Here is a 12,708-nt window from a genome sequence, read left to right as displayed (position 1 = left end):
CGGTGCAACATAAGCTGAACGGTTTATGCCCCGTTGGATCAGGTGGTTTCCGTCCGGTCGAGGAAGCGCCCAAGAAGGGTGTGGGCCGCCGCCGCGGGGATGGTGGTTCCGGCGGTCACCTCCGCCTCGAGTCGCGCCAGATCGGCCCGCACCGCCGGGTGGGCGCGGAACCGGTCGATCAGCGTCTCGCGGATCTCGCTCCACAACCAGGCGCGGGCCTGCTCCGCCCGGCGGGTGGCGCGGGCGCCATTGGCCTCGGTCAGCGCCTTGTGCTCGCCGATGGTGTCCCAGATCGTGTCGATGCCGATCTTCTTGAAAGCGGAGCAGCTGAGAACCGGCACCCGCCAGTCGCCGTGGCGCAGCAGGGTCAGCGCGTGGCGGTAGTCGGCGACGGTGTGGCGGGCGGTGGCGGCGAGGTCGCCGTCGGCCTTGTTGACGACGACGAGGTCGGCCAGCTCGACGATGCCCTTCTTGATGCCCTGCAGCTCGTCGCCGCCGGCCGGCAGCAGCAGCAGCATGAACAGGTCGACCATGTCGGCGACCGCGGTCTCCGACTGGCCGACGCCGACCGTCTCCACCACGATCACGTCGAAGCCGGCGGCTTCGCAGACCAGCATCGCCTCGCGCGTGCGGCGCGCCACGCCGCCCAGCGTCGCACCGGCGGGGGAGGGGCGGATGAAGGCGGCGGGATCGCGCGACAGGTCGACCATCCGGGTCTTGTCGCCCAAAATCGAGCCGCCGGTGCGCTGCGACGACGGATCGACCGCCAGCACCGCGACCTTGTGCCCCAGCCCGATGACATGCAGCCCGAACGCTTCGATGAAGGTCGATTTCCCCACCCCCGGCACGCCGGAGATGCCGAGTCGCACCGAGTTGCCGGTATAGGGCAGCAGCGCCTCCAGCAGCGCTTCGGCGGTGGCGCGATGGTCGGCACGCGTCGATTCGATCAGCGTGATCGCCCGCGCCAGTGCGCGGCGGTCGCCAGAGCGGACAGCTTCGGCGAGGCGGGCGGCGTCTTGCAGGGCGGTGTCGGTCATGGCGGCGGCGTCGGTCTGTGCGAAGGGAGCGGTACCCTACCCGAGGGAGCGGTTCGGGATAAAGCCCTTGGCGTGGTGGCAGGTCGTCCCGGACGCTGTGGTTTCGGTGGGCGGGCCTTCCACGGATTTCACGGATTTAGACACGGATTTCACGGATTTTTTTGAACTTGGCGGCGCTTCGGCCCTTCACGAAGGGGTGCGGCCTTGGGCCGCGACATCCGTGAAATCCGTGTCCCAATCCGTGAAATCCGTGGAGATCTTGTCGACAACTCCCGCGCCCTGGGGATCACGCCCGCCCTACGTCCGCACCGCCGGCGACTCCACCGCCTCCAGGTTCAGCGCGGCGGCGAGCAGGGCGCGGGTGTACTCCTCGCGCGGCTCCTCGAAGATGCGCTGGGTCGGCCCCTGTTCGACCACCTTGCCGTCCTTCATCACCATGACGTGGCTGGACAGCGCCCGCACCACCCGCAGATCGTGGCTGATGAACAGATAGGCGAGGTTGTGGCGGGCCTGGATGTCGCGCAGCAGGTCGACGATCTGCGCCTGCACCGACATGTCGAGCGCCGAGGTCGGCTCGTCCAGCACGACGAATTTCGGCTTCAGCACCAGGGCGCGGGCGATGGCGATGCGCTGGCGCTGGCCGCCGGAGAATTCGTGCGGGTAGCGGTTGCGCGCCTCGGGCGGCAAGCCGACCTCCTCCAGCGCGCGGGCGACCATCGTCTCGCGTTCCTTGGCGTCGCCGATGCCGTGGATGCCCAGCCCTTCGCCGATGATCTGGCCGACCGACAGGCGGGGCGACAGGCTGCCGTAGGGGTCCTGGAAGACGATCTGCATCTCGCGGCGCAGGCCCCGCAGGCGCTTCGGCTGCCAGCCCTGGATGTCGGTGCCGTCGAAGCGGATGGCGCCCTGGCTGGCGTGCAGGCGCAGCAGCGCGAGGCCCAGCGTCGTCTTGCCCGACCCCGATTCGCCGACGACGCCGACGGTGTGGCCGCGGCGGACCGCGACATCGACGCCGTCCACTGCCTTGATGTGGCCGACGGTGCGGCGCAGCAGGCCCTTCTTGATCGGGAAATGCACCTTCAGCCTATCGGCGGCCATCACCTCCGCCGCATCCTCGGGCGGCGACAGCGGGTTGCCGCGCGGCTCGGCCGACAGCAGCTTCTTCGTGTAGGCGTGGCGCGGGCGGATGAACAGGTCGTCGACCTTGGCCTGCTCGACGATCTCGCCCTGGTTCATCACGCAGACGCGGTCCGCCATCTTGCGCACCACCCCCAGATCGTGGGTGATCAGCAGCAGCGCCATGCCGAAGCGGCTTTGCAGATCCTTCAGCAGCGCCAGGATCTGCGCCTGGATAGTGACATCGAGCGCGGTCGTCGGCTCGTCGGCGATCAGCAGGTCGGGCTCGTTGGCGAGCGCCATCGCGATCATCACGCGCTGGCGCTGGCCGCCCGACAGCTCGTGCGGGTAGGCGGTCAGCCGCTTTTCCGGGTCGGGCAGCCCGACGAGGCGCAGCAGCTCCAGCGTGCGGGCGCGGGCGGCGGCGGTCGACAGGCGCTTGTGCAGGAACAGGGTCTCGTTGATCTGCCGCTCGATGCTGTGCAGCGGGTTCAGCGAGGTCATCGGCTCCTGGAAGATCATGGCGATGCGGTTGCCGCGCACCTGCCGCAGGGTCTTCTCCTCGGCACCCAGCAGCTCGGTGTCGCGGAAGCGGATCGAGCCGGCGGGGTGGTGCGCCATCGGATAGGGCAGCAGCTGCAGGATCGACAGCGCCGTCACCGACTTGCCGGAGCCCGATTCGCCGACCAGCGCCAGCGTCTCGCCCTTCTGGATGTCGAAGGACACGCCCTTGACGGCCTGCGTGGCACCGGCGCCCGAGCGGAAATCGACGCGCAGACCCCGCACGGACAGCAGGTCGGGGTTGGGGGGCATCAGGCTCATGTCGGGCTCTTCACGGTCGTCATCGTCATTCCGCCGCTTCCTTGCGCGCCGCGGTGGCCGCGGCGGCCTCGCCGGGCAGCGCGGTGGACATCTGGGCAATGGTCTTGCGCGGGTCGAAGGCGTCGCGCACCGCCTCGCCGATGAAGATCAGCAGGCTCAGCATGATCGCCAGCACAAAGAAGGCGGTCAGGCCGAGCCAGGGCGCCTGGAGATTGGCCTTGCCCTGGGCCAGCAGCTCGCCCAGCGACGGCGATCCCGGCGGCAGGCCGAAACCGAGGAAATCCAGCGCGGTCAGGGTGGTGATGGAGCCGTTGAGGATGAAGGGCATGAAGGTCAGCGTCGCCACCATGGCGTTGGGCAGCACATGGCGCACCATGATGGTGACGTCGCCGGCCCCCAGCGCCTTGGCGGCGCGCACATAGTCGAGGTTGCGCGCCCGCAGGAACTCCGCCCGCACCACATGGACCAGCGCGGTCCAGGAGAACAGCAGCAGCAGCCCCAGGAGCCACCAGAAGGTCGGCGTCACCACGCTGGCCAGGATGATCAGCAGGAACAGGGTGGGAAGCCCCTGCCAGATCTCGATGAAGCGCTGGAACAACAGGTCGGTCAGCCCGCCGAAATAGCCTTGGACCGCGCCGGCCGCGACACCGATGACCGAGGAGAAGACGGTCAGCACCAGCCCGAACAGCACCGAGATGCGGAAGCCGTAGATCAGCCGCGCCACCACGTCGCGCCCCTGGTCGTCGGTGCCGAGCCAGTTGTCGGCGGACGGCGGGGCGGGTGCGGGGACCGGCAGGTTGTAGTTGATGGTGCGGTAGCTGTAGGGGATCGGCGGCCAGACCATCCAGCCCTTGGCGGCGATCAGGTCGCGGACATAGGGATCGCGGTAGTCGGTTTCGGTCTCGAACTCGCCGCCGAAGGTGGTCTCCGGGTAGGTGTGGAAAACCGGCCAGTAATAGTGGTTCTCGTATTCGATCAGCAGCGGCTTGTCGTTGGCGATGAACTCCGCCCCCAGCGAGACGGTGAACAGCACCAGGAAGATCCAGAAGGACCAGAAGCCGCGGCGGTTCGCCTTGAAATTGGCCAGCCGGCGCCGGGTCAGCGGAGTCATCACACCCTCCGCGAGTCGAAGTCGATGCGGGGATCGACCATCACATAGGTGATGTCGCCGACCAGATTCATGATCAGCCCCAGCAGCGTGAAGAAATAGAGCGTTCCGAACATCACCGGATAGTCGCGGTTGATCGCCGCCTCGAATCCGAGCAGCCCCAGCCCGTCGAGCGAGAAGATCACCTCGATCAGCATGGCGCCGGTGAACAGGATGCCGATGAAGGCGCCGGGGAAGCCGGCGATGACGATCAGCATGGCGTTGCGGAAGACATGGCCGTACAGCACGCGGTTCTCGGTCAGGCCCTTGGCCCTGGCGGTGATCACATACTGCTTGCCGATCTCCTCCATGAAGGAGTTCTTGGTCAGCATGGTCAGGCCGGCGAAACCGCCGATCACCATGGAGAACACCGGCAGCGCCATGTGCCAGAAGTAATCGAGCACTTGGCGGTACCAGGGCAGGCTGCCCCAATTGTCCGAGACCAGACCGCGCAAGGGAAACCAGTCGAGATAGCGCCCGCCGGCGAACACCACGATCAGCAGCACCGCGAACAGGAAGCTGGGGATGGCGTAGCCGACGATCACCACGCCGGACGTCCAGACGTCGAAGGGCTGGCCGTCGCGCACCGCCTTGGCGATGCCGAGCGGGATGGACACCAGATAAACGATCAGCGTCGTCCAGATGCCGAGCGAGATCGACACCGGCATCTTTTCCAGCACCAGATCGACGACGCGGCGGTCGCGGAAGTAGCTGGTTCCGAAATCGAACACGATGTAGTTCGACATCATGTGGATGAAGCGTTCGTGCAGCGGCTTGTCGAAGCCGAACTCCTTCTCCAGCTGCTTGATGAAGGCGGGATCCAGCCCCTGGGCGCCGCGATACTTGCCGCCGCTGTCGCCGCCGGTCTGGTTCTGGCGCTGGGCGGCGTTGGCGTCGCCGCCGGCGCTGCCGCCGATGCGCGAGGTCGCCTCCACCGCGGTGCCCTGGACGCGGGCGATCATCTGCTCGATCGGGCCGCCGGGGGCGATCTGCACGATCAGGAAATTGATCACCATGATCCCGAACAGGGTGGGGATGATCAGCAACAGGCGGCGGATGATGTAGGCCAGCATCGCGGGTGTCCCGACCCTCCCCAATCCTCAAGGAAACGACAGCTTAGACCAGAGCGTGGTTCACGGTCCCGTGCGGCGTGCGCTGTTGGCGAGCTTCGCGTTCTTGTCCGCGTCGATCCACCAGCTGTCCGGGAAGCCCAGGCCGTACTTTGGGGCAACCGTGGGATGGGAGAAACGGTTCCAATAGGCCACGCGGTACACCGTGTCGTGCCAATGCGGGATGACGTACCAGTTCCACAGCAGCACACGGTCGAGCGCCCGAGTGGCGGCGATCAGCGACGGGCGGTCGGGGGCGGCGATCAGCGTCTCCACCAGCTTGTCGATGGCCGGGTTCTTGATGCCGATCGAGTTGCGGCTGCCGGGCTGGTCGGCACGCGAGGATTCCCAGTAGTCGCGCTGTTCGTTGCCGGGCGACAACGACTGCGGGAAGCGCTCGATGATCATATCGTAATCGAAATTATCGGTGCGGTTCTGGTACTGCGCGCTGTCGACCACGCGGATCTGCGCCTCGATGCCGGCGCGCTCCAGATTGCGGACGAAGGGCTGGACGATGCGTTCCATGTCGGCCTGGACCAGCAGGAACTCGAAGCGGAAGGGCTGGCCCTGCGCATTCACCAGCTTGCCGTTCTTCAGTTCCCACCCGGCGTCCTTCAGCAGGCCCAGCGCGGTGCGCAGGTTGCCGCGGATGTTGCCGCTGGCGTCGGTCTTCGGCGGCTCGTAGGGCTTGGTGAACACCTCGTCCGGGATCTGGCCGCGGAACGGCTCCAGCAGCTTCAGCTCCTCGGGCGAGGGCAGGCCGGTGGAGGCCAGTTCGGTGTTGGCGAAATAGCTCTTGGTGCGCTGGTACAGGCCGTAGGACAGGTTGGCCCGCGTCCATTCATAGTCGAACAGGTAATTCAGCGCCTCGCGCACACGGCGGTCCTGGAAGACCGGGCGGCGGATGTTGAAAACGAAGGCCTGCATGCCCTGCGGGTCCTCGTGCTTGATCTCCTCCTTGATGATCTGGCCGTTCTGCACCGCCGGGACGTTGTAGCCGGTGGTCCAGTTCTTCGACGAGTTCTCCAGCCGGAAATCGAAGGCGCCGGCCTTGAACGCCTCGAAGGCGACGTCGAGGTCGCGGTAATAGTCGTAGCGGATGCGGTCGAAATTGTAGCGGCCGCGGTTGATCGGCAGATCCTTCGCCCACCAGTCCTTGACCCGCTCATAGGTGATGGCGCGGCCGGGCTGCACGTCCACCGCCTTGTAGGGACCGCTGCCGATCAGCGGCTCCAGCGTCGTGGTGGCGAAATCGCGGTTGGCGAAGGCATGCTTGGGCAGCACAGGCAACTGGCCCATGATGACTGGAAGCTCGGGATTGTTGCCATCCCGGAACGAGAATTTGACCGTGCGCTCGCCGGTCTTCTCCGCCTTCGTTACGTCAGCGTAATAGGTGCGGTAGAGCGGGTGGCCCTTTTCCTTGAGCGTGTCGAAGCTCCAGATCACGTCATCCGCCGTGACCGGCTGGCCGTCGTGGAAGCGGGCCTCCGGCCGCAGGGTGAAGGCGACCCAGGTGCGGTCCGGAGCGACCTCGATGCTTTCGGCCAGCAGGCCGTATTCGGTGATCGCCTCGTCGCCGTTGCTGGTGGTCAGGGTCTGGAACACCAGCCCGGCCCCGGCGGCGGCCTGTCCGCGCAGGATGAAGGGGTTCAGATTGTCGAAGCCGCCGAAGGCCATCAGCTTGACCTCGCCGCCCTTCGGGGCGTCGGGATTGGCATAGTCGAGATGCTGGAAGTCCGGCCCGTATTTCGGCGTGCCGTGCAGGGCCAGGGCGTGGCTGCCCCCGGTCTTGCCCTGGTCCTGAGCCGCGGCCGGGGATGCCGGCAGAAGCGCTGCCGCCATCATCACCGCTGCCGCCGCCATACCGGTGCCCAGCCACCGCATCCGACCCGTCATGCCCGATCCCCTCCTTCGCTTGTTTTCTCGAAAAGCGTTCAGACTTATGGAGTTAGCCCCGCAATGGGGCGTCATCAAGGCTGCGCCGCCTTGCCGGCCGGATCGACCCACCAGGTCGCCGGGAAATTGGTGCTGCGATAGTCCTGGTCGTATTTCGGCCAGACCGCGGGATGGGCCAGCCACGCCTTGTGGGCGATCCAGCTTTCCGGGTTGTGCCATTGCGGCACCATGTAGAACCCCCACAGCAACACGCGGTCGAGCGCGCGGGTGGCGGCCTGCACCGAGTTCGAGATCCTTGGCCCCCAGCGCCTTTTCGATCAGCGCGTCGGCCACCGGGTCATGGATGCCGGAATAGTTGGCCGATCCCTTGAGGCCGGCGGCGGCCGAGCCGAAATAGCCGCGCAGCTCGGTGCCCGGCGGGGTGAAGAAGGCGAGGTTGACGATGATCGAGTCGAAATCGAACTCGTCCAGCCGTGCCTGATACTGCGCGGTATCGACCAGACGCAGGGAGGCGTCGATGCCGACGCGGCGCAGGCTCTCGACATAGGGCTGGATGACGCGGGTCAGCGCGCCGGTGCCGTCGAGGAACTCGATCGCCATCACCTCGCCGGTCTTGCCGTTGGTCAGCTTGCCGTTGCGGACCTCCCAGCCGGCCTCCTTGAACAGGCGGGTCGCCTCGCGCACCTGGGCGCGGTTGTTGCCGCTGCCGTCGGTGGTCGGCAGGGTGAAGGGCTGGGTCAGCAGCCGCTCGGACAGCTGCGCCTTGAAGGGTTCCAGCAGCGCCAGCTCCGCCGGGCCGGGCGGTCCCTTGGCGCCGAAGTCGGAGTTGGGGAAGTTGCTGAGCGTCCGCTTGTACTGGCCGTACAGGATGTTCTTCTGGATCCAGTCGAAATCGAACAGCAGGGCCAGCGCCTCTCGCACGCGCGGGTCGGCGAACTTGTCGCGGCGGGTGTTCAGGCGGAAGCCCTGGGCGCCCAGCGGCAACTCGCTCGGCACCTCCAGCGTCTTGACGCGGCCGTCCTTCATGGCGGGGAAGTCGTAGCCGGTGGTCCAGCGCTGCGCCCGGTATTCGCCGCGGAAATCATAGGCGCCGGCCTTGAACGCCTCGAACATCACGTCGTCGTCGCGGTAGAAGTCGTCCTTCACGGTGTCGAAATTGTAGAAGCCGCGGGCGGTCGGCAAATCCTTCGCCCACCAGTCAGCGACCCGCTCGTAGGTGATGGAGCGGCCGGCATCGACCGTCTTGATGCGGTAGGGACCGCTGCCCAGCACCGGCTCCAGCGTCGTCTTGGAGATGTCGCGCCCCTGCGCCGTCCACCAATGCTTTGGCTGCGGCGAGAAGGTGGTGGCGAAGTCGATGATCGGCTTGATCTCCCCCGTGCCGGTCAGGGTGATCTTGAAGCGGCGGTCGTCCAGCGCCTCCACCTTGGCGGTGCGGTCGAGGAAGGACTTGATGAAGGGCGCGCCATGGGCCTGGATCGCATCCCAGGTGAAGACCACGTCGGCGCTGGTGATCGGCGTGCCGTCATGCCACTGGGCGCCCTGGCGCAGCGTGAAGATCGCCCAGCCGAAATCGTCCGGCACCTCGACGCTTTCCGCCATGTGGGCGTAGGCGGCGTCCAGCTCCCAGCCGGACCCGACCATCAGCGTGTCGGAGATCAGCCCCAGCGTGCGCGGACGCACCCCGCGCAGGATCAGCGTGTTCAGGCTGTCGTAGGTGCCCGGCTGCGATTCGGCCAGCCCGACCGACCCGCCCTTGGGCGCGTCGGGATTGACGTGGGGGAAATGGGTGAAGCCGGGCTGGAACTGCGGCTCGCCGAACTGCTTCAGCGCGGTGACGGTCCGGGTGGCGGCCTGCGCTGGCGCCAGGATCGCCGATGTCGACAGCGTCAGGATCGTGGCGGCAAGGACGAGAAGGCGGCGCATCGGCGGTCCTGTGTGGGGTGCGGACGTTCTGGTTAGATTGCCACGCCCGCGCCCCGGTCAAGCGCAATTCCGGGCGCAATTCCGGTTCTCAGGTCAGTTGCTTCGCGCCGCGCGCCAATGGTCGGCCATGCGGTCCATCAACTGGCGATAGCGGCGGTCGGTCCGCATCAGCTTGCGCACCGACTTTCCGTTGCGCGGGTCAGCCAGCATCCAGGCCTCCGCCGCCGCCTGATGTTCCGGATGGATCGACAGCAGATAGATCGCCGCCTGTTCCGGGGACGCGATGACCGTCTCCTGCATCCCTTCCAGGATGGCGCCGACATAGAGCGGCAGGACCTTGCGGAAATCCTCCGGCCCGCCGTCGGTCTTGCCCTCGGCCTCGGCGAGATCGGGGGAGGCGCCGCCGTTGGCCATCAGGGCGCTGCGTTCGGCCGCCGGCAGGGCGAAGAAGGCATCGAGCCCCAGCAGCAGGTCGCAGACGGTCTTTTTGCGCACCATCCAGTTCGACCCGCCCGACACCCGCGCCGCCAGCCCTTCCAGGAAGGGCCGCAGCTTTTCAGGGGACGTTTCAAAAACGGAACGGGCGGGAGGGGAGATGGCGGTCATGGCGCTTCCCTCAACCGGCCAGCGTCGCCATGGCGTCGCGGTGGGTCTGCGGATCGCCGGCGGCGATCACCCGGCCGGTGGAGTTGGCGTCGAGCGGCTTGCCCTCCCAATCCGTCATCAGCCCGCCGGCCCCAGTCACCACCGGCACCAAGGCCGCGAAATCGTACAGCTTCAGCCCCGACTCGACGACGAGGTCGTAATAGCCGGACGCCAGCAGGCCGTAGCTGTAGCAGTCGCCGCCGTAGGACGCCGTCTTCACCTTGGCGGCGACGCGGCGGTAGGCCTCGTAATCGCTGCCGGGGAACAGGTCGGGCGAGGTGGTGCCGAACATGGCGGCAGGCAGCCCGCCGGGGCAGGGGCGCACGCGCACCGTCTGGCCGTTGTGGGTGGTCGGGCGGCCATCGACGCCGATCCAGCGGTCGCCGACGATGGGCTGGTCGATGATGCCCAGCACCGGGCGGCCATGGTGCAGCAGGGCGATCAGCGTGCCGAAGATCGGCCGGCCGGTGATGAAGGACTTGGTGCCGTCGATGGGGTCGATCACCCACACCCATTCGGCGTCCAGGTTCTTGGTGCCGTGCTCCTCGCCATAGATGCCGTCGTCGGGGCGCTGGCTTTCGATGATGGTGCGGATGACGTGCTCCGCCTCGCGGTCGGCGATGGTGACCGGCGAGGCGTCGGCCTTGTCGTCGATGGCGACCGGAGTGCGGAAATAGCGGCGGACCACGCTGCCGCTGGAGTCGGCCAACCGCTGGGCGAGCGCCACCATCGGGGCGGGGCAGGGTTCGGTCATGGTCGCTCCTTGAGACTTCTGTCGATAGGGTTGCCGCATCCTAACGGCGTGTGCCCGCCCCGGAAACCCGAAAGCGCCCCGGCTCTGCTTGAGGAGAGGCCGCGGTTTCCGCCGGGCAGCTCCTCCGCCGGCAGGGCTTTGCGCCCGGCCCGGCTTGTGGCAGCCTCGACGGGCCATGACGAACCGACCCAACATCTACGCCGCCGCGCCCATCGACCGCGCCTCCCTCCGCCGCAAGGACGAGGATTGGCTGACGGAGGCCTGGCTCGCCCCCGCGTCCCGCGTCCTGCCGATCTGGCAGACCAAGAGCTTCGTCGCCGGTCCGGAGGATGCGCCCCGCGCCGTCCTGCTGCCGGCGGAGGGGCTGGACGCGGTGCCGATCTTTCTCGGCCTGATGGACGGCACGCCGGTCTTCACCGTCGACCTGTCGATGGTCGAGGACCCGGACGCGCTGCCGGCCTTGCGCGGCCATGGCCGGTTCGAGGATCTGCGCGCCACCGGCCCGCTGATGCCGGAAGGCGAGGCGGCGCTGTGCGCCTATGCCCGCGGCATGGTGTGGTGGAATGCCCGCCACCGCTTCTGCGGCGTCTGCGGCTCCCCGGCGGCGACGGCGGAGGGCGGACATGTGCGGCTCTGTACCAACCCCGGCTGCGCCACCCACCATTTCCCGCGCACCGACCCGGCGGTGATCATGCTGGTCCATGACGGCGGCGACCGGGCGGTGCTGGGCCGGCAGAGCCGGTTCCCGCCCGGCATGCATTCGGTGCTGGCCGGCTTCCTGGAGCCGGGCGAAAGCCTGGAGGACACCGTCGCCCGCGAGGTGTTCGAGGAGGTCGGGCTGACGGTGACGGACATCCGGTACCGCTCGTCGCAGCCCTGGCCCTTCCCATCCTCGCTGATGCTGGGCTTCACCGCGCGGGCCACCAGCTTCGACATCGACACCGGCAACGACGAGCTGGAAAGCGCCCGCTGGTTCGACCGCGACTTCCTGCGCAGCCACACCCCGGACGAGACTTTCCGCCTCGCCCGGCCCGACTCGATCGCCCACCGCCTGATCCGGGAATGGATGGCGGAGGGGTGAGGGATCAGTGGATGAACAGCTTCACGAAGATGCCGATCTGAAAGGCAAGCACGAAGCCGAGCATCCGCTTCATCAGGGGCATGTCGGACTTCAGACTGCGATCTTCGGACCTCGGCATGTCAGTCGAGGTTCGGATGCGGGCCGGGGCCGGGCCAGTAACGCTCGTCCAGCGCCTCCCTGCCATAGGGACTGACCGTCGGGAAGGTGCCGGCGGGCAAGCCGGTTTCCAGCGATGCCTTTTGGACGGCCCGCTTGTAGAGCTTCGCATCCTCCAGCAATTCGGCAAGCAATGGGCGCAGGCTCGGGCTTTCCTCCACCACGTCTTCGATGCGATGGCGCTGTTCACCGATGGTTCCAAGCCAACTGCCGGTGCGCATGCCCGGCTGAAACTGGTACTTGAGGAGATGGGTGAGCAGCACTTCAAGCCGGTTGCGCAGTTCCTGCCGCTTGGCCTTACCCATATCCTCCAGCTCTTCGGCGAGGTTGGCGCGATCCAGTGCGGTAAGTGTACCCGAACGAAGCAGCGCCGCCTGACGTTCGATCCAGGCGACGAAGTCCTCGTCGTAAAGTCCGCTGTCCGGCGGGTCGGATGCGAGCTTGGTCGCCGGAGCGGGTGGCTCCGGACGCGGCGTGGACATGCCTCGGATGATGCGCATGGTCGGCCTGACGTAGAGCAGGAATTGAGATATTGCCAAGCGTAGCACACGATGTCAGGCCGGTCATCCTGGGCAAGGGTGGACACCCTTCCTAATGCCGCTGCTGCACCCCCACCGCACGCGTGGGGGAGCGGCGGCGGTCGAAGGGGTTGGGGTGGCGGGTGCAGGTGTCGTTGTAGAGCATCATCAGGGAGGCCGATTCGGCCGCGCTGCGGCAGGTGGCGCAGCACAGGTTGTCCCAGACCATCTGGCGGACGGCGGCATCGCCCCAGGGTTCATGCAGAAGCGAGGCGCCCTTTTCCAGCGCGGCCATGAAGGGGATATGTTCGTGGGCGGCGATCTGCGCCACCTCGTCCGCCTCCAGATCGGCCAATCCCAGACAATCTTCCATCGTGAGCATGGCAACCTCCATCCGTGGCGCCATGGCCGTCGGCGGGGTCTCACCCGTCAGCCGCCGTGGTGTTTGTTGTAATCGGACCCTTGTGGAACCGGCGCTTGCCGGTGCTTCCTGTATAACAA

10 protein-coding genes and 1 pseudogene are annotated in these 12,708 nt (G+C 67.2%); 1 reads left to right on the top strand and 10 read right to left on the bottom strand.

Going from position 1 to position 12,708, the window contains the following annotated elements:
- Positions 1–38: 38 nt before the first annotated feature.
- From meaB to hisN, 8 genes and pseudogenes are all read right to left on the bottom strand, one after another.
- Positions 39–1,037 carry a methylmalonyl Co-A mutase-associated GTPase MeaB gene (gene meaB / locus ACWPN8_RS14165; protein ID WP_492241182.1) on the bottom strand — a complete coding sequence of 333 codons (999 nt, stop codon included), beginning with the start codon at positions 1,035–1,037 and terminating at the stop codon, positions 39–41.
- A gap of 297 nt (positions 1,038–1,334) precedes the next feature.
- On the bottom strand, positions 1,335–2,975 hold the full coding sequence (locus ACWPN8_RS14160) for an ABC transporter ATP-binding protein (protein ID WP_492241181.1): 1,641 nt from the start codon (positions 2,973–2,975) through the stop codon (positions 1,335–1,337).
- 25 nt (positions 2,976–3,000) lie between these two features.
- On the bottom strand, positions 3,001–4,086 hold the full coding sequence (locus tag ACWPN8_RS14155; RefSeq protein ID WP_109051958.1) for an ABC transporter permease: 1,086 nt from the start codon (positions 4,084–4,086) through the stop codon (positions 3,001–3,003).
- Positions 4,086–5,195 (bottom strand): microcin C ABC transporter permease YejB, encoded by a 1,110-nt coding sequence (locus ACWPN8_RS14150; protein WP_109445388.1) that lies wholly within the window; start codon positions 5,193–5,195, stop codon positions 4,086–4,088. The genes ACWPN8_RS14155 and ACWPN8_RS14150 overlap by 1 nt, the downstream gene beginning before the upstream one ends.
- Positions 5,196–5,255: 60 nt before the next feature.
- Positions 5,256–7,127, bottom strand: coding sequence for an extracellular solute-binding protein (locus tag ACWPN8_RS14145; RefSeq protein WP_492241392.1), 1,872 nt, complete (start codon positions 7,125–7,127; stop codon positions 5,256–5,258).
- Positions 7,128–7,574: 447 nt separating this feature from the next.
- Positions 7,575–8,729: pseudogene (locus ACWPN8_RS14140) on the bottom strand (extracellular solute-binding protein); the annotation flags it as partial.
- Positions 8,730–9,146: 417 nt separating this feature from the next.
- Complete coding sequence (locus ACWPN8_RS14135; protein WP_492241180.1) at positions 9,147–9,659, bottom strand: hypothetical protein; 513 nt, start codon at positions 9,657–9,659, stop codon at positions 9,147–9,149.
- A 10-nt stretch (positions 9,660–9,669) separates the two neighbouring features.
- Entirely contained in the window at positions 9,670–10,452 is a 783-nt protein-coding gene (hisN, locus tag ACWPN8_RS14130; protein ID WP_492241179.1) for a histidinol-phosphatase, read from the bottom strand.
- Between the two features lie 175 nt (positions 10,453–10,627).
- Here hisN and nudC point away from each other — a divergent pair, with 175 nt between their 5' ends.
- Entirely contained in the window at positions 10,628–11,533 is a 906-nt protein-coding gene (gene nudC / locus ACWPN8_RS14125) for an NAD(+) diphosphatase (RefSeq protein WP_492241178.1), read from the top strand.
- 119 nt (positions 11,534–11,652) lie between these two features.
- On the opposite strand, the gene ACWPN8_RS14120 is transcribed toward nudC, so the two are convergent.
- On the bottom strand, positions 11,653–12,189 hold the full coding sequence (locus ACWPN8_RS14120) for a DUF29 domain-containing protein (RefSeq protein ID WP_492241177.1): 537 nt from the start codon (positions 12,187–12,189) through the stop codon (positions 11,653–11,655).
- Positions 12,190–12,280: 91 nt separating this feature from the next.
- A complete protein-coding gene (locus ACWPN8_RS14115; protein WP_492241176.1) occupies positions 12,281–12,589 on the bottom strand; it encodes a hypothetical protein in 309 nt (102 codons plus the stop codon).
- Positions 12,590–12,708: the final 119 nt, after the last annotated feature.

Source organism: Azospirillum sp. UENF 112521, assembly GCF_058780665.1.
Note: the sequence above shows the minus strand (reverse complement) of the source record. Positions and strands in the feature narration are given on the sequence as shown.